At 62.8% G+C, this 742-nt stretch carries 1 protein-coding gene; it reads left to right on the top strand.

All coding sequences use genetic code 11. The features are described 5' to 3' along the window. On the top strand, positions 1-742 hold a 742-nt coding region (locus NTD84_RS09155), incomplete at both ends, for a DUF6531 domain-containing protein (RefSeq protein ID WP_262164822.1).

The following is a 742-nucleotide window of genomic DNA, read 5'->3' as shown; positions in this document are numbered from 1 at the left end:
ATCCAGGGCTTCGTCAAGGCGATTTTCGGCATTATCAATAGCGTCATGGACGTGGTCGAGCGGTACAAGAAAGTCGCCGTCAGGAGCGTGGCACCGAGTGTCAAAAACGGCGGCGTGCAGCTGCGTTGGAACGCCCGGCGCAACACCACCCTCAAGCACACCGAACACCACGACGACGTTCCCGCGCCAGCGAAAAATCCGAACGGTGACAGTGTCGATTCAGCGGATAAAACCGCCACCCACAACTGCCCGGTGTCGATGGTCACCGGCGAAGAACTGCTGACCCTGACCGACGGTGCGCTGGACGGCGTCCTGCCCTTCGCCTTCACCCGGCTCTATCGCACCAGCGCGGTGGAGATCGATGGCGAGCTGGGTTTCGGCTGGAGTCATTCGTTATCCCATCGGCTGGACATCGATGGCGACAGTGTCATCTGGGTCGACCACGAAAACCGTCGCACCCCCTTCCCGCTGCCGACGCTGCAACGCCCGGCCATCCACAACAGCCTCTCGCGCGCGGCGATTTTTCTCGGTGACGAGCCGGACGAACTGATCCTCGCCCAGGCCGGCGACCCGGCGCGTTTCCATCACTTCAGCAACGGTCGGCTGACGGCGATCAGCGACGCTTATGACAACCGCTTGCACATCAGCCGCGACCGCCACGACCGCATCACACGCCTCGACAACGGTGCCGGCCGCGCCTTGCTATTGCGTTACGACCGTCGTCATGTGGTCGCCGTCGACA

The sequence above is a fragment of the Pseudomonas sp. 14P_8.1_Bac3 genome (genome assembly GCF_025466085.1).
Taxonomy (GTDB): domain Bacteria; phylum Pseudomonadota; class Gammaproteobacteria; order Pseudomonadales; family Pseudomonadaceae; genus Aquipseudomonas.
Note: the sequence above shows the minus strand (reverse complement) of the source record. Positions and strands in the feature narration are given on the sequence as shown.